This window comes from Microbulbifer maximicatervae (SeqCode) (genome assembly GCF_052467305.1).
Window position 1 is genome coordinate 406,200 of sequence record NZ_CP174306.1, and the last position, 17,413, is coordinate 423,612.

Annotated in this window: 15 protein-coding genes; all 15 read left to right on the top strand. The window is 52.2% G+C overall.

Annotated features, from left to right (window positions below; translation table 11 throughout):
- The first annotated feature begins 103 nt into the window (after positions 1-103).
- The 15 genes from iscR to ACJJI4_RS01855 all read left to right on the top strand — a co-directional run bounded on the left by iscR (position 104) and on the right by ACJJI4_RS01855 (position 17,321).
- Positions 104-580, top strand: a complete 477-nt coding sequence (gene iscR / locus ACJJI4_RS01785) for a Fe-S cluster assembly transcriptional regulator IscR (RefSeq protein ID WP_282934079.1) — start codon at positions 104-106, stop codon at positions 578-580.
- A 62-nt stretch (positions 581-642) separates the two neighbouring features.
- Entirely contained in the window at positions 643-1,857 is a 1,215-nt protein-coding gene (locus ACJJI4_RS01790) for an IscS subfamily cysteine desulfurase (protein WP_444908430.1), read from the top strand.
- 27 nt (positions 1,858-1,884) lie between these two features.
- The gene (iscU, locus tag ACJJI4_RS01795; RefSeq protein ID WP_108731985.1) at positions 1,885-2,307 is read left to right on the top strand and encodes a Fe-S cluster assembly scaffold IscU; all 423 of its coding nucleotides are present in this window, start codon (positions 1,885-1,887) and stop codon (positions 2,305-2,307) included.
- Positions 2,308-2,351: 44 nt separating this feature from the next.
- Positions 2,352-2,675, top strand: a complete 324-nt coding sequence (iscA, locus tag ACJJI4_RS01800) for an iron-sulfur cluster assembly protein IscA (protein ID WP_108731986.1) — start codon at positions 2,352-2,354, stop codon at positions 2,673-2,675.
- A gap of 136 nt (positions 2,676-2,811) precedes the next feature.
- Positions 2,812-3,339 (top strand): co-chaperone HscB, encoded by a 528-nt coding sequence (hscB, locus tag ACJJI4_RS01805; RefSeq protein WP_444926852.1) that lies wholly within the window; start codon positions 2,812-2,814, stop codon positions 3,337-3,339.
- A 63-nt stretch (positions 3,340-3,402) separates the two neighbouring features.
- On the top strand, positions 3,403-5,274 hold the full coding sequence (gene hscA / locus ACJJI4_RS01810; protein ID WP_444895048.1) for a Fe-S protein assembly chaperone HscA: 1,872 nt from the start codon (positions 3,403-3,405) through the stop codon (positions 5,272-5,274).
- A gap of 90 nt (positions 5,275-5,364) precedes the next feature.
- On the top strand, positions 5,365-5,703 hold the full coding sequence (gene fdx, locus ACJJI4_RS01815; protein WP_108731989.1) for an ISC system 2Fe-2S type ferredoxin: 339 nt from the start codon (positions 5,365-5,367) through the stop codon (positions 5,701-5,703).
- Between the two features lie 24 nt (positions 5,704-5,727).
- Positions 5,728-5,922 (top strand): Fe-S cluster assembly protein IscX, encoded by a 195-nt coding sequence (iscX, locus tag ACJJI4_RS01820; RefSeq protein WP_282934076.1) that lies wholly within the window; start codon positions 5,728-5,730, stop codon positions 5,920-5,922.
- A 293-nt stretch (positions 5,923-6,215) separates the two neighbouring features.
- A complete protein-coding gene (gene ndk / locus ACJJI4_RS01825) occupies positions 6,216-6,644 on the top strand; it encodes a nucleoside-diphosphate kinase (RefSeq protein ID WP_108731991.1) in 429 nt (142 codons plus the stop codon).
- A 63-nt stretch (positions 6,645-6,707) separates the two neighbouring features.
- Positions 6,708-7,826 (top strand): dual-specificity RNA methyltransferase RlmN, encoded by a 1,119-nt coding sequence (gene rlmN, locus ACJJI4_RS01830; protein WP_444892905.1) that lies wholly within the window; start codon positions 6,708-6,710, stop codon positions 7,824-7,826.
- Positions 7,827-8,365: 539 nt separating this feature from the next.
- On the top strand, positions 8,366-10,315 hold the full coding sequence (locus tag ACJJI4_RS01835; protein WP_444926853.1) for a cytochrome-c peroxidase: 1,950 nt from the start codon (positions 8,366-8,368) through the stop codon (positions 10,313-10,315).
- A 411-nt stretch (positions 10,316-10,726) separates the two neighbouring features.
- On the top strand, positions 10,727-12,691 hold the full coding sequence (locus tag ACJJI4_RS01840) for a cytochrome-c peroxidase (protein ID WP_444926854.1): 1,965 nt from the start codon (positions 10,727-10,729) through the stop codon (positions 12,689-12,691).
- Between the two features lie 608 nt (positions 12,692-13,299).
- Entirely contained in the window at positions 13,300-15,243 is a 1,944-nt protein-coding gene (locus ACJJI4_RS01845; protein WP_444926855.1) for a cytochrome-c peroxidase, read from the top strand.
- A 355-nt stretch (positions 15,244-15,598) separates the two neighbouring features.
- Positions 15,599-16,375, top strand: a complete 777-nt coding sequence (gene pilW, locus ACJJI4_RS01850; RefSeq protein ID WP_444926856.1) for a type IV pilus biogenesis/stability protein PilW — start codon at positions 15,599-15,601, stop codon at positions 16,373-16,375.
- Entirely contained in the window at positions 16,365-17,321 is a 957-nt protein-coding gene (locus ACJJI4_RS01855; RefSeq protein WP_444926857.1) for a RodZ domain-containing protein, read from the top strand. Before pilW ends, ACJJI4_RS01855 begins: the two co-directional genes overlap by 11 nt.
- The last annotated feature ends 92 nt before the right edge of the window (positions 17,322-17,413 follow it).

Here is a 17,413-nt window from a genome sequence, read left to right on the forward strand (position 1 = left end):
AGTACCCGAGTGTCCCGCTGGGTTATATACTTGACTACAGTAGTGGGTTATTCCATACTCGCGCCCCGATCGGAAAAGGGCTGTACATCAGTTGGGAGCTGATATGCGTTTGACAACCAAAGGCCGCTACGCGGTGACTGCCATGCTGGACCTGGCGTTGCACGCTGATCGCGGACCGATCAGTCTGGCAGACATATCCAAGCGCCAGGGTATATCACTGTCCTACCTGGAGCAGTTGTTCTCCCGGTTGCGGCATTCTGGGCTGGTGTCCAGTGTGCGTGGACCCGGTGGTGGCTATCGCCTGGCGCGGGATGGTGAAGAGATTTTTGTGGCGCAGATCATTGATGCAGTTAATGAATCTGTAGACGCCACCAGCTGCGGCGGCAATGCGGATTGCGCCAATGGCGAACAGTGCCTGACCCACTACCTCTGGTCAGACTTGAGCGATCAGATTCATAGCTTCCTCAGCAGTATCAGCTTGGCCAACCTGGTTTCCCGAGCTGAGGTGCAGGAAGTTGCGCGTCGGCAAGATATGCGCGAGGCGCCGGAAGAGAGGGTCGCTGTACTCGGCGGCCTGTGATTGGGGCCCAAACGGGCCAGCAGACAGATATTAGAGATTTACTAAGCGGAAACGGTATGACTATGAAGCTTCCCATCTATCTGGACTATTCGGCTACCTGTCCGGTTGACCCACGCGTCGCCAAGAAAATGGCAGAGCAGCTGACGATGGAAGGCAATTTCGGCAATCCGGCCTCTCGCTCCCACCTGTTTGGTTGGAAAGCGGAAGAAGCAGTGGAGAATGCCCGACGCCAGGTGGCGGAGCTGATCAACGCCGATCCGCGCGAAATTGTCTGGACCAGCGGTGCCACCGAGTCCGACAACCTGGGTATCAAGGGTGCGGCCCACTTTTACCAGAGTCGCGGCAAGCACATCATTACCTCCAAAATTGAGCACAAAGCTGTTTTGGATACCTGCCGCCAGCTGGAGCGGGAAGGTTTTGAAGTGACCTACCTGAATCCCCGCGAAGACGGCATCGTCTATCCGGAGCAGGTTGAGGAAGCCATGCGCGAGGACACCACTGTGGTGAGCCTGATGCACGTTAACAACGAGATCGGGGTGATCAACGATATCGCTGCAATCGGCGAACTGTGTCGTTCGCGCAAAGTTATTTTCCATGTGGACGCGGCCCAGAGCGCCGGCAAGTTGCCGATCGACCTTCAGGAAATGAAGGTTGACCTGATGTCCTTCTCCGGCCACAAAATTTACGGCCCCAAAGGTATCGGTGCCCTTTACGTACGCCGCAAGCCCCGCGTCCGTCTGGAAGCCCAGATGCACGGTGGCGGCCACGAGCGCGGAATGCGCTCCGGTACCCTGCCGACTCACCAGATTGTCGGTATGGGCGAAGCCTTTGGTATTGCTAAAGAAGAAATGGCTCAGGAAGCCGAGCGTCTGCGCTCTCTGCGCGACCGTTTCTGGGATCAGATCAAGGATATGGAAGAGGTCCATATCAACGGTTCCGCCGAGCAGCGAATTCCGGGCAACCTGAACGTGAGCTTTGCATTTGTAGAAGGTGAGAGCCTGATCATGTCGCTGCGCGACCTGGCGATTTCCTCCGGTTCCGCCTGTACCTCTGCGAGCCTGGAGCCCAGCTACGTACTGCGAGCCCTGGGTGTTAACGACGAACTGGCGCACAGCTCACTGCGTTTCAGCTTTGGTCGTTTTACCAGCGAGAGTGATGTCGACACCGCTGCCGCAGAAGTGCGCAAGGCAGTGGAGAAACTACGTGAATTGTCACCGCTTTGGGATATGTACAAAGACGGCGTAGACCTGAACAAGATTGAATGGGCCGCTCACTAAGCGCGCGCAAGAGTTAGGAGAAAAGTCATGGCCTATAGCGATAAAGTAATTGACCACTACGAGCACCCCCGCAATGTTGGACGTATGGACGACAAGGCGGACAATGTAGGTACCGGAATGGTTGGCGCGCCCGCCTGTGGTGACGTGATGCGCCTACAGATTCAGGTAAGCGACGAGGGCGTTATCGAAGATGCCAAGTTCAAGACCTACGGCTGTGGTTCCGCCATTGCCTCCAGCTCCCTCCTGACCGAGTGGGTGAAAGGCAAGACGATCGACGAAGCGGAGCAGATCAAGAACACTGCCATTGCAGAGGAGCTGGCGCTGCCGCCGGTAAAAATCCACTGCTCGGTTCTCGCCGAAGACGCGATTAAAGCTGCGGTTCGAGATATCCGTGAAAAGCGCGGTGAGTCTGATGACGCTGTAGAAGCCAAGGAATCTGCGGCGGGTTAACTTTTCGTCCAAATGTAGCGTCTAAACATAGCGAAGGTGTTGTTTTGGCTATTAGTATGACCGAGGCCGCTGAGGCCCACATTCAAAGTCAATTGGCCAAGCGAGGCAAGGGAATCGGCATTCGTGTCGGTGTCAAAACGGCCGGCTGTTCCGGTCTCGCCTATGTGCTGGAATTTGTCGATTCGTTCGAAGCCGAAGATACGGTATTTGAGCAAAACGGCGTTAAGTTGGTGGTGGACCCCAAGAGTCTGGTTTACCTCGACGGCACCCAGCTGGATTTCGTCAAGGAAGGCCTGAATGAAGGCTTCACCTTCTCGAATCCCAATGTAAAAAATGAGTGTGGCTGCGGCGAGAGTTTCCACGTCTGATTCGCTCTCGCCCCACAAGGCCGGGTGCGCTGCGCATACCGGCCTTTTTATTGGCTCCTCGGACAGTTGGGGGCCGTGCAGCAGTAAGCGGCAACTTCAGCCGCGTCCCAGGCTGTGCCCCAGTAGGTATATTCAGATGGCAACCAACCTGAACCATTTCGAAGTTTTTGGTCTGCAACCCGCGTTCGCGGTCGATCGCAGTGCCCTGGCGACCCGCTACCGGGAGTTACAGCGGGAATTCCACCCGGATAAATACGCTTCCCATTCCGAGGGCGAACAATTGTTGGCCATCAAAATGGCGGCTCAGATCAATGAGGCGCACACCGTTTTGCGCGACCCGGTACAGCGCGCCGCCTACCTACTCAAGTTGGCCGGGGTAGATGTGCCACCTGAGCAGACCACCAAAGATACTGAATTTCTGATGCAGCAGATGATGTTGCGCGAGCGCCTGGAAGAAGTGCGCGAGCAGCCCGATCCGGCAGCTGCGCTGGATGAGCTCAGTGCTGAGGTGCGGGGGCTGATCTCCAGTGAGGAACAGCGCTTTGCCGAAACTTATGACGGGGGCGATCTGGGCGCAGCAGAGGGCTCGCTGCGCAAGCTTCAGTTCCTGGCCAAGCTTGAGAAGCAAATTGACGAGCTGGAAGAAGACCTTTTCAACGACTAGTTGCGAGAGCACTGACTGAGAGGGCCAGACGGTACCGCGCCCCGCTTAAAGAAGAGATAACTAATGGCATTACTGCAGATTTCTGAACCGGGCCAGAGCCCAGCTCCCCACCAGCGCAAGCACGCAGTGGGTATCGATTTGGGGACCACTAACTCACTGGTAGCGACCGTGCGCAGTGGATCGGCAGAGGCCATTGCCGATGAGCAGGGTGAAGTGATCCTGCCGTCAGCGGTGCACTACGGAGCCGAGGCGATTACCGTGGGCGCTGAAGCCCGCGCGTGCGCTGCAGAAGATCCCTACAACACCATGATTTCTATCAAGCGCCTGATGGGGCGAGGTGTTGCAGATATCAAAAGTTTTGGTGAGCAGTTGCCCTATCGCCTGGCTGAGAGCAGCGGCGGTATGCCGTCGATTGAAACTGCAGCCGGACCGGTAAACCCGGTGCAGGTATCGGCAGAAATCCTGAAAAAACTGGCCGCGCGCGGCCGCGAAGCGCTCTATGGCAAAGCGGGCGGTGAGCTGGATGGTGCGGTGATCACCGTGCCGGCCTACTTCGATGATGCCCAGCGCCAAGCGACCAAAGACGCCGCCCAACTGGCGGGCCTGAAAGTCCTGCGCCTGCTCAACGAGCCCACAGCAGCGGCGGTCGCCTACGGCCTTGATAAAGGTGAAGAGGGTGTGATCGCGGTCTATGACCTCGGTGGCGGCACCTTCGATATCTCTATTCTGCGCCTGTCTCGGGGTGTGTTTGAAGTGATGTCTACCGGCGGCGATACCGCTCTCGGTGGCGACGATTTCGATCGCACTATCGCTTCCTGGATCGCCGAGCAAGTGGGATTGGGTACTGATCTCGACGCCGCGACCCAGCGAGTCCTGTTAGACAGCGCCTGTGCTGCGAAAGAATCCCTGTCCAGTGTCGAGCAGGTGGAAGTGCAATACGGCGATTGGTCAGGCGTGCTCGATCGCGACACCATGGCTTCACTGCTGGACCCCCTGATCGACAAAACCCTACGCGCCTGTAAGCGCGCCCTGCGCGATGCCGGTATCAGTGCCGATGAGGTGCAGGAAGTAGTTTTGGTGGGTGGCTCCACTCGTACTTTGCGCGTGCGGGAGCGGGTTGAGGGTTATTTTGGTCGTCCCCCCCATGCGGAAATTGACCCCGACCAAGTGGTAGCAATCGGCGCCGCGATTCAGGCGGATGTACTGGTGGGCAATAAGTCCAGCGAAGAACTGCTGCTGTTGGATGTTATTCCGCTCTCCCTCGGGATTGAAACCATGGGTGGCCTCGCGGAAAAACTGATTGATCGCAACACGACCATCCCCGTCTCCAAAGCCCAGGAGTTCACCACGTTTAAAGATGGCCAGACTGCCATGGCAATCCATGTCGTGCAGGGCGAGCGGGAGCTGGTGAGTGACTGTCGCTCACTGGCGCGCTTTGAATTGCGCGGCATACCGCCGATGGTGGCCGGTGCCGCCCATATCCGTGTGACTTTCCAGGTGGATGCTGACGGTCTTTTATCAGTGACAGCCATGGAAAAAAGCAGTGGTGTCAGTGCCGATATTACGGTTAAACCGTCTTATGGGTTGGAGGACAAGGATATTGCGCGAATGCTGCAGGAATCCTACACCCACGCCGCTGAGGATATCGCCCTGCGCGCCCTGCGCGAGGCTCAGGTGGAAGCGGAGAGAACCCTGGAAAGCATGTTGGTGGCCCTGCGTGAGAACGGTGCCCAGCTGCTGGACGAAGGTGAGTTAAATGAGCTTGAGCACGCGATGGAGGCTTTGCGCTTGGCCCATAACGGCGGCGACGCAGAGGAAATTCGTCGACGTATCGAAGCCTTGAATAAGCTGTCTGAGCCTTTTGCTGCCAAGCGTATGGATGCCTCCATTAAGCGCGCTATGCAGGGCCACAGCTTGGATGAATTTGATAAATAACCATGATCAGGCGCAGACTCTGCGCTGCCGGCGGCCGGGGAGTCGTTACTTTCTCCCCGTCGGATTGAGACCACAGAGGTTCAGTACCCCATGCCGAAGATAGTATTTTTACCCCATCCGGAAATGTGCCCTGAGGGCAAAGTGGTGGAAGCGGAGAGCGGTGTCAGCGTGATCGACGCGGCCCTGGCCAACGATATTGAAATTGAGCACGCTTGTGAAAAAGCCTGTGCTTGTACCACTTGCCACGTCATTGTGCGCGAGGGCTTCGATTCCCTGGAAGAGCCGGACGAGCTTGAAGAGGACCTGCTGGATAAAGCCTGGGGCTTGGAACCGGAGTCTCGCCTGTCCTGTCAGGCGATTGTGGAAGATGAAGACCTGGTGGTCGAGATTCCCAAGTACACCATCAACCAGGTGTCGGAAAAGCACTGACCTGCACGCTGAGGAAGCCGAATCATGAAGTGGACTGATATTCACGATATTGCCATAGAGTTGAGCGAAGCTCACGAGGATGTGGACCCTCTGACGGTCAACTTTGTCGACCTGCGCAACTGGGTGATGGCGCTGCCCGGATTTGATGACGATCCTGATCGCTGCGGAGAGAAAATCCTCGAAGCGATCCAGGCTGCCTGGATCGAAGAGCAGGAGTGACCGGCCTTCGGGGGCAGTATTGGCAAGAGAGTACAAAAGTCGATCAATACCCCGTATAATCCGCCGGCCGCGAAATGCGGTGATCAAAAATTGAGTACCCCCCGGTGGGTATGAAAGGAATATCAGGGAAGAGCAACTGAGTAGGTTGCTCTTTCTTTATGTAGGGAGCCTCTGAACAACTCCGCAACAATCCCGCAACACCTCTGCGAGCCTTGAAGGCCCGCCCTGCGGGGCTTACAGATTTGTTCAGAGGTTCCTAAGTTAAGTTACAAAAAATCAATTTGGAGATAACCATGGCCCTGGAGCGTACCCTTTCTATCATCAAGCCGGACGCAGTAGCCAAGAATGTAATCGGTGAAATCGAGAGCCGTTTTGAGAAAGCTGGCCTGAGCATTGTTGCCATGAAGATGGTTCAACTGTCCCGCGAAAAAGCTGAAGGTTTCTACGCTGAGCACAAAGAGCGTCCTTTCTTCAAAGACCTGGTTGACTTCATGACTTCCGGTCCAGTTGTTGTACAGGTTCTGGAAGGCGAGAACGCTATCCTGGCAAACCGCGACCTGATGGGTGCTACCAACCCTAAAGAAGCTGCTGCTGGCACCATCCGCGCTGACTTCGCTGACAGCATCGACGCCAACGCTGTACACGGTTCCGACTCCGCAGAGTCCGCTGCTCGCGAAGTAAGCTACTTCTTCGCCGACGACGAAATCTGCGCGCGCGCTTAATCCGCGCCACAAATCGCACCGGTCTGTCCGGACCGGTGCAATTCTTCCCCCGAGGTGAAATGAATGACCACAGAGAAAACCAACCTGCTCGGCCTTTCGGTAGAAAAGCTGGCCGCCTTTTTTGAATCATTGGGCGAGAAGCGCTTCCGCGCTGTTCAGGTTTTAAAGTGGATTCACCAGAATGGGGTTGATGATTTTGCTGAGATGACCAATGTCAGCAAGGCCCTGCGTCAAAAGCTGGCGGAAGTGGCCGAAGTCCGTGCCCCGGAAGTATTGAATCAGTGGGATTCCGCCGATGGCACACGGAAATGGTTAATTAAAGTCTCCGGTGGCAATGCTATCGAGACTGTCTATATCCCCGATGGTGATCGCGGCACCCTTTGTGTCTCCTCCCAGGTGGGCTGTTCCCTGGATTGCAGCTTTTGTGCAACTGGCAAGCAGGGCTTTAACCGCGATTTAACGGCGGCAGAAATTATCGGGCAGGTCTGGATTGCCTGTAAATCTTTCGGTCAATTGGACCCGAAAGGACCGCGCAAGGTTACCAACGTGGTGATGATGGGCATGGGTGAGCCATTGCTCAATTTCGACAATGTGGTCGATTCCATGAACCTGATGATGGAAGACAACGCCTACGGTATTTCCAAGCGCCGCGTCACCCTGTCGACCTCCGGTGTGGTGCCCGCACTGGACCGCCTCGCCGATGTGACCGATGTGAGCCTGGCAATTTCCCTGCATGCGCCCAACGATGAATTGCGTAACGAGTTGGTGCCGATCAATAAAAAATACCCTATTGCGGTGCTACTGGATTCCGCCAAGCGCTACATCGACCGCATGCCGGATACGCACCGTAAAATGACCATTGAATACACGCTGATGCGCGAGGTTAACGACCGCCCGGAGCACGCTGAGCAATTGGCAGAGCTGCTTAAAGAGATTCCGGTGAAAATTAACCTGATTCCCTTTAACCCGTTTGAGTTGTCCGACTACCAGCGAGTGAGTAATAACGCACTGCGTCGCTTCCAGCAGATTTTGCTCGACAAAGGTTATACAGTAACTGTGCGCACTACACGCGGCGATGATATTGATGCGGCCTGTGGTCAGCTGGCGGGCAGTGTTAACGACCGCACCCGCCGCTCCGAGCGCTACCGCAATGCAGAGCGCCCTGTTCGTATTGTTAACTAGTCGCTGGTAATTTTTTGTATAGGTTGCCAAATTGTTGGCAGCCTATTGGCTTCGATTTTCCCCTTCTCAAAAAAACTCTGTTTAGCCTAAAAGTTCCTTTCTATTCTATTTTTCGTGTCAACGAAATTGCTTTATCTAACGTTTAACGCTCGAGGAAAATTTACCCGGGAAGGGAGCGTTGGATATATGTATGAGATTAGGTCAAAACGATCATATTTTCTTAATTTGCATTTTGCTTGCAACATTTTGACTTTGAATGAAATAGCTGGCCATTGGAGAGAGGTCTTCACTAGACCGTCTGGCACTGGATCTTTGCAGTAGCTACACCCGTATCTCCAACATCCATCAAAACATTATGACGCTATAGCGTGCTATCCAGTCATTTTCATTTGGCCTGGAGCTGTTACAGCGTGCTTAGGTTCAGGAAAAACAAAGTGTAGAAATGCTTGCACAGCTGTGTTGAGAGTTGAAGTGCATGGAGTTCTCTGAGTTGCCTGGCTTAGGAAAAGAAAAGTTATCGACGGGACTGTTCGAACATTATGAACGCGGAAAAAAACCAATTAACCCAATTTCTTGTAGCGCTGAATAAGCTGCTGTTCATTTCTTTATTTCTATTTATGGTGGGCTGTGGGGGAGGTGGTTCCTCTAGCGGCGAGGATGATTCACCGACAGAAACTACTGAAAATGATAGCGGCTCTGGGGATAGCTCTGGCTCAGACGATGGTGACGATTCGGACGGTGATACTGATGGTGATACTGATGGTGATACTGGGTCAGATGATGAATCCGATTCAGAGCAGGGGATCTTGGTTGCTGAACTGATTGCAAATCCCTTCACCGGCACCAGCATAGGGCTCTCCTGGGAGGACTCTGAAGAGACCTACAGCATCTATCGCGATGGCGAATTGATCGCAGAAACTACAGATAACCATTACGTGGATGAAGGCCTCTCAGTTAATACTGAATATAGTTATTGGGTCGGTGTGGGGAGTATTGATAGTGATACTAATAGTGTTACTGCAAAAACATTGGTTAATAACACGAATGATGGCCTGAGCAATGGTACTGAAGCAGAGGCCATTGAAAAGCGCATTGTTGATTTTGATGAATGTCAAAATGAGCGCTCAGCCGTAGATGTTGACGATAGTAGTCTCGACAGTTGCTTGCAGGCTGTGCTGGATGAAGTGGGAATGGCAGAGCAATTGGAGGATATGCGCGCTTTCGCTGCTCGAGTTAGAAGTGAGCAAGACCCGGAGATGGTTGAGTTGGGTATGCGGTTATTCCACAGTAAAAGTCTTAGTGCTAACGGTGATACCGCCTGCTCTTCTTGCCACCACCCGACAATAGGCTGCGCTGGTGATGATCTTTCCATGTCTGTTGGGGTTAATGCCGTTGATCCCGATTTGCTTGGCCCAGGGCGTTCCGATGGTGAAAACGAAGTGCCGTTGGTTGCACGCAATGCCCAGCCTATTTGTAATGTGGCGCTCTGGGATAATGGATTATTCTGGGACAACCGCGTTCTTTTCACGAGCGACGGTGGCCTTAAAACAGACTCCAGGGATGTAACCAATAATACTGAAGCGGCGGTTGGTACTGGTACTTTGGCACTTATGATGGCCCAAGCCCATTTTCCGGTGACAGATGCTGCTGAGATGGGGGATATTTCTGAATTTGGCTACGACGAAAGTAGCGACGATGACCTTACTGACTATCGTGAGGAATATCTTATACCAAAGCTCAATGAGGAGTCCTGGGGCCCCTTATTTGCTGCCGCTTATGGAGACAACAGTATTGACTACAGTAGGGTCGCACAGGCGATTGCCGCCTATGAAGCGGTATATATTTTTATTGATAACCCCTTCTTTGACTATATCGACGGTGACCTGACAGCGCTGGATGACGATGCGAAGCGGGGAGCAATTACTTATTTTACGCCAGGCTCTGGTTGTACTGCTTGCCATACGGGCGCCTTCTTTACTAACCAGGGTTTGAGGGTCGTTAACTATCCTCAAATTGGTGTCGGAAAAGAGGATGATGGCGCTGATTGGGGAGGGGCAGTACTCGGTGGCTTTCGTGTTCCAACACTGCTCAATGCAGGCATTACTGGTCCCTGGGGGCACGCCGGGCAGTTTGGCTCCTTAGAAAGAAATATTGAGCACTATGCCGGGCAAGCGGATTCGGTGTCCCGGTATTTCGCAGATAGTGAAATGTGCGACCTGGATCAGTTTGCCGAGCTAGCAGACTGCGCAGCGAAAGTTGCGCCCAATGGTCTGGAGTTGACCGAGGCAATTCTGGAGATAGATGGTGATGCAGCACTTCCGATAGACGGCGATGAAGTGAAGCTGTTAGCGGCATTTCTTGAGGCGCTCACTGACCCGGATGCAGAGAATGTAAATTCAAATGCAACCCAATCCCTGATTCCTCCCCGTGACGGCGGACCCGATGGAATGCAGCTGGATGCCTGGGATCAGGACGGCAACGCACTATAATATTCCTGCATTTTATTTGAGCATCTCACTAATATTGACTTACTGGTGAGATGCCAACTCTTCAATAGCGACCTTTATTCGCATTCATCATTCAGGCAACCACCTTCTGCCTTAAAATTCACCACAGTTTCATTCTTACTTTGCTTCCAGAGCCAGGCCGAAGTTGATCCGAGAGTGAATTCCTGCGATCAGGGCTAGGTATAAGTCATCGTCTGGATTGCGAAGTTTTTAGTCAGTTGTTGCTGGAAAAAAACTCTATCCCCTGAAATTTTGGTGAGTTGGTCGTTCCCTTCGGGATTCACTCCGGACTTTTGTTCACATTTCTTCCTTAATTGGTCAACCAAATCTATTGGTGTCGCGTTATCACCTATGAACTATTAAAAATATATGGAAGGGACCACTAGGATTCTTATGAGTGCTCAGAAGTTCGATCAAAAAGTCTTTCCCAGAGTCCTACTTAGACTCTTTTTCCTCACGCTGTTTTCGCTGTTAGTCGGTTGCGGCTCCGGGTCATCTGGTAGTGAGGATAATTCGCCTGCAGATACCGTTCAGGGTGATGATGGTTCCGGTTCCGGTTCCGGTTCCGGTTCCGGTTCCGGTTCCGGTTCCGGCTCAGGGACGGGTACCGATCCTGAACCTGAGCCTGACCCTGAGCCTGAAGAAGCCGGTGAACCCACTGAGCTAATTGGCTATGCCCACTCGGGAACCAGTATCGGTCTTAACTGGGAAAGAGATGGTGAGATTTACTTTATCTATCGAAACGGTGAAAAGGTCGCGGAAACCAGCAATAACTATTATGTCGAACAGGGCCTCTCAGTTAATACCGAATATGTTTACTCTGTCAGTACGGTTGATGCTGCAAACGAATCGGAAACTTCGCAGGTTACGGTCAAGACATTAGTTAATGACACCAATGCTGGCCTGAATAACGGTACAGAAGATGATGTTTTGAATGAGCGTATCTCCACGTTTGCAGAGTGTAAAAATACTGCGACGGCACTAGATCTACTCGAAGAGGACTTGGACAATTGTTTGGCAGCCATGCTCGAGTACAATCGCATGGTCTCTCTTGTCGAAGATATTCGGGCTTTTGCCGCACGGGTCCGCAGTGAGCAGGACCCAGCCAAGGTGGAGCTGGGTATGCGTCTGTTCCACAACAAGTCTCTCAGTGCTAATCAAGATGCTTCTTGTTCATCCTGTCACCACCCTGCGATTGGTTGTGGTGGAGATGACCTCTCGATGCCGGTTGGAGTGAATGCTGTAGATACTGCTTTGCTCGGGCCAGGTCGATCTGATGGAACTAATGAAGTGCCTTTAGTGCCGAGAAATTCACAAGCTATTTGTAATGCGTCACTATGGTCTCGTGGACTGTTCTGGGATAACCGGGTCTCACTGAGTCCGAATGGCGTTCTCCGTACGGATTCAAGAGATGTTACTGATAATACGAATGATGCTGTGGGGGCTGGTTCGTTAGCCCTACTTATGGCGCAGGCGCATTTCCCGGTAACGGCCCCGCCAGAAATGGGTGACATCGCGGACTTTGGATACGATGATTCTGTCGATGAAAATTTCACTGCATACCGCGAAGATATATTAGCGGCTAATTTGGATGTCGAAGCTTGGGCTCCGCTGTTTACGTCTGCCTTTGGGGATTCTGAAATCAATTTCAGTCGCATTGCTGAAGCAATTGCAGCTTATGAAGCCGTGCAAATATTTATCGATAACCCCTTCTTTGACTATGTGGGCGGTAACCTGGAGGCGCTCGATGTAGAGGAAAAGCGTGGTGCTATTACTTTTATGTCGAAGGATGCTGGGTGCACGTTCTGTCACAAGGGAGCTTTCTTCACGTCTGAAGCCTTGATGGCCGCAAATTATCCGCAGATAGGTATAGGAACCGATGAGAGTGGCAGTGGGGAAGATCTGGGTGGAGAGGGTTCCTTAGGGTTCGGAGCATTCAGGGCACCGACCTTGCTGAATGTGGCGATCACTGGTCCCTGGGGGCACAACGGGCAGTTTGGCACGCTGAAGAGAAATGTTGAACACTACAGTGATCATGGAGCCTCCATTTCCAGGTACTTTGAAAATAGTGAGATGTGTGACCTCGCTCAATTCAAGGGTCTTGAAAATTGCGCCAGTAAACTGGCTCCCAATGGTTTGGCACACTCTCAGGCGATCTTAGATGGAAATGAGGGTGGGGGTATAAATCGCCTGAGCGAAGAGGAGATGGACCTTATAGTGGTATTTCTGGGGACTCTTACTGACCCCAAGGCCGCGAATACCAACTCTAATGAGATTCAGTTTCTGATTCCTCCTCGGGATGGTGGACCAGATGGAAAGCAGTTAGATGCAAAAGATAGCGATGGTAAAAGTTTATAGCCTTCATTCCATAACTCTTTGGGAAATGGTTGCGTCAAGAGCGTTTTGCGTTTCTCCTAAGTTGGATTAGCCGGCTATTTGTCGGTAGTCACCGCTAAAAAGCTGTCGGTTATTGCCGGCAGCTTTTTTTAATCTATCTGAAATAATCCTGACACAGTTTGTTTTTACAAACTCTCCTTGCTTTTCCCACCTCTGATTCAACGGCGCAAAAATATTTTCATTGGGGTTTGGGCGTTAACGCCCAAATTTCATTGATTGAATTTACATATTCTCTTAAGCAAACACTGAAACTACTAATTTTTATTAAATTCCTGACTATGAGAACGGATGTAGTAGCTTACTGCGACCTTATTAGCAGTTATTCCTGTTTTAAGTCATTACAGTAGGCCCTGGGAGTAATTGGGTATTTTCGCAATGCCGCTGATTTTCAGGACGGTCCGCAATCACTGCGAGGCTCCCTAGATCTTTCATTAGGTTGCAACGCAGAATTTATTCTTAGATATAGTAAGTGTTTCCTTACCCTTTGATGCCAGCGCTGGCACTTAGGTCTGTATTTGCTGTCCAGAACTCGGAATAAGAAAAGGTCATTGACGGGCAGGTCAAGAACTATGAATGTTGATAAAAATCAAATCACACTATCGCTAACGGCTCTGGTAAAGCTGCTGGTCCTACCTCTATTTCTTGTGATGGTGGGCTGCGGAGGAGGTGGTTCCTCAAGTAGTGGCAATGACACGCCTACTGAAACTTCTGATACTGGCAGTGATGGCGATTCTGGTTCAGGTGATGATGATAATGGCGATGGCGATGGCGATGGCGATGGCGATGGCGATGGCGATACAGGCTCAGGTCAGGGAATTATTCCTGCAGAACTGATCGGCAACGCATTTTCCGGTACCAGCATTGGTCTTTCCTGGGAAAGCACCGGTGCGACCTATGTTATCTATCGTGGCAGCGAACGAGTTGCTGAGACGACTAGCGGATACTATGTCGATGAAGGTCTCTCATCAGACACTGAATATACCTACTCAGTAACCACCGGCGATGTCGACAGCGAAGATGAGACCGCCAGCGTCACTGTCAGAACATTGGTAAATAATACTAATGACGGGCTCAGTAATGGTTCTGATGCAGACGGTTCTGATAGCCGAATTTCCGATTTTGATGAATGTCAAAATGCGCGTTCAGCGGTCAATATTGCTGATGGCAGTCTCGATAGCTGCTTGCAGGCAGTGCTGGATGACGTTGGCATGGCCGAGCAGTTGGAAGATATGCGCGCCTTTGCTGCCCGGGTCAGAAGTGAACAGGACCCTGCCATGGTAGAGCTGGGTATGCGCTTGTTTCACAATAAAAACCTGAGCGCTGATGGCGATGCATCTTGCTCTTCCTGCCACCACCCGGCAATAGGTTGTGGTGGCGATGATTTGTCCATGCCAGTTGGCGTTGATCCCGTTGATGCTGAATTAGTCGGTCCCGGTCGCTCCGACGGGCAGAATGAAGTTCCGCTGGTACCGCGAAATGCCCAGCCTATCTGCAATGTAGCCCTTTGGGATAACGGTTTGTTTTGGGATAACCGAGTGGCGATCAATGGTAATGGAGGGCTCAGGACAGACTCCCGGGATGTTACTCGCAACACAGAGGCGGCCGTGGGTACTGGTACCCTCGCACTGATGATGGCCCAAGCCCACTTCCCGGTCACAGAAGCTGCTGAGATGGGGGATATTACCCAGTTCGGTTACGACGATACCAGCGATGATGGTTTTACTGATTATCGTGAGGATATTCTCGCTGAAAAATTAGCCCAGGACTCGTGGGGTGCAATGTTTACCGCAGCATTTGGCGATTCGGCAATTAACTTCAGCAGAATTGCAGAGGCAATTGCCTCTTACGAAGCGGTGCAAATTTTTATCGATAACCCCTTCTTTGATTATGTTGATGGAGACCTTGCGGCCCTCAATAACGATGAAAAGCGAGGGGCAATTACCTTTATGACACGAAATTCAGGGTGTACAAATTGCCACTCAGGAGCCTTTTTCTCTAATCAGGGGCTGAGAGCTGTCAGTTATCCACAGATTGGTGTTGGTAAAGATGAGAGTGGCAGTGGCGCTGACCTGGGTGGTAATGGAAGCGGCAGTTTCCGCACGCCAACGCTGCTTAATGTGGCGCTTACTGGCCCCTGGGGGCACGCAGGTCAGTTCGGTACATTGAAAAGAAATGTCGAGCACTACACTGGTCGAGCCGACTCTGTTTCCCAGTATTTCACCAACAGTGAGATGTGCGATTTGGATCAGTTTGCAGAGGTGGATGAGTGTGCCGCGAAAGTTGCGCCCAATGGCCAGGCACTGACTGAAGCACTGTTGGCTGAAAATGGCGACGGCGCTGTGAATTTGGACGACGAGGAGGTTGATTTACTGGTAGCGTTCCTCGAAACCCTAACTGATCCAGATGCGGCAAATACTGACTCCAATGCAGTCCAGTCATTGATTCCGCCGCGGGACACTGGTCCAGATGGCATGCAGCTGGATGCGGTTGACCAGGAAGGTAATCAACTCTAACTCTTCTAAGCCCTTTTTACTTATTCCGCCGGTACACCGGTACTGGCGGATTGACAATACTCGACAAAGTCATCACTAAATGGAATTGATTGGGTTTTAGGGCTGCAACTGGCAAGGCTTTCCGGCAGTATAGGGATTTGGAAAGTGCCAGCTGAGGCGGAATCAGATTTCTCACACAAAATACCGATATGTACTTTTACCACTGCCAGTGGATGCCGGTGGTCGATGTTGGGTTTTGCTGTGTTTTGCGGGCTTGCTTTGTCCAGGGATTGGCGTTAGCACTCATTGGTGTATTGGTGACACCCGCGCAATCTCGCTGGGCCGATAAGTGAAAAATAAAGATACAGGTGATGTAGTGTCCGCGAAATTTAAGAGCCTGTCGCTCCTGGTACTGCTCGGTACCCTGCTGGGGGGGTGTGTAACCTCTGGGGGACCCGAGCGCAAGGAAGTTGATCTGGATAAGGCATTGGAGACCCATGTTCAGCTGGGGATTCGCTATTTGCGGGACCCGAACAACCGGGAGCAGTCCCGCCGTCATTTTAACCGCGCCTTGGAATTGGGCAAAAAGAACCCACTGGCACATCACGGTCTGGCACTGCTTTATCAAGCGGATGGTGAGCTGAATATTGCGGAATCTCACTTCAAGAAAGCCTTGCGCTATAGCGACGGGTTTTCCATGGCTCACACTAATTACGGCGTTTTTCTCTATAAACAAGAGCGCTATAAAGAGGCCCTCAAGCAGTTCGAGCTTGCCTCTACAGACCTCACCTATAATCGTCGATCTTTTGCCTTGGTTAACTACGGTCGTACGGCTGCGCGTCTGGGTCTCACCGACAAGGCGGAAGGGGCCTATGCCAGGGCGTTAGCGCTGAACTCCGATTTGCCGCTGGCGTTGATCGAAATGGCTGAGCTGAAATTTAACGCCGGTGATTACGCAAAATCCAAGGCGTACCTGGATCAATTTAGTGAAAAGAATCGCCAGACACCCCAGTCACTGTGGCTTGGAATTCGTATCGAGAAGGTGTTTGGCAATCGTGACAAGGAGCGGAGTTACGCCCTTGCTTTGAAGAATTTGTACCCGTACTCTGCGGAGACACTGAAATATCAGGAGTTGAGTGGTAATGACGGATAGTAGTCCCGAACACTGCGAAGGTGGTGAGGTCGTATCCAATACGCAAACTTCTAAGGGTTCCGCTGGCAATCTTTTGCTGGCGGCTCGGGAAGCGGCCGGGCTGTCCCGAGAGGAGCTATCGCAGCGCCTGTGTATTATTGATAACACAGTTGAGTGGATTGAAAGCGATAATTACGAAAAGCAGCCAGAAGCTGTCTACACGCGAGGCTATATCCGTAATATTTGTCGCGAGTTGAATATTCCTGCTGAGCCGGCTTTGGAAGCCTATGATAGGGATCGGCCGCAGCCAGCACAGCGCAGTGAATCCCGGCGAACCACTAAAGCCGAGGCATTTCGCCCTGAGCGCAAGCGCGGACATGGTGCCCTGGCCCTGATTCCCCTGTTGCTCGCAGGTGGTGTCTTCTGGTGGAAGTACGGTACTCCAGTCAATATTCCCGGTATGCCCATGGGTGAGGATACTGCGGACCTGGTTGCCGAAGTCCCCGTTGCCAGTGAAGTTGTAGCTGATCCGGTTGCTGAAGTAGAGCGGCAGGAAGTCGCAGTTGAAGAGTTAAGCTCAGAGCCATTTGCACCAGCATCAAATGGAGTTGCTGATGTTCAGCTTGAGGTTGGTAGTACTGAAACGGTGGAGAATAAACCCGCTGCTTCTGTGGAAAAAGTGGTTGAGCCTGTTCCCGCCCAAGTAGCCCAGTTGGACCAGGCCCTGAAAGGCGCATTGCGGCTTCGCTTTGATGAAGATGCCTGGGTTGAGGTGAAAGACGCACAAGGTGTGATTTTACTGGCCGGGGTCCAAGCTGCTGGCAGTGCCAAGTCTTTAGATGGAGATGCTCCATTTGAGCTGATGTTGGGAAATGCCCGTGCAACCCATGTGGTTTACCGCGATGAAACTATCGACAGCCAGCCTATTGGCGACCGCCGCACTCGCCGTCTGATTGTCGGCGATTAAGATGATCTTCCCCGTTTGGGTGCGAACCCTGTAGGTTTGCGCCCAATCTCTCTATAATCTCCCCTCGATTTTTATCAGTAATACCACCAGGT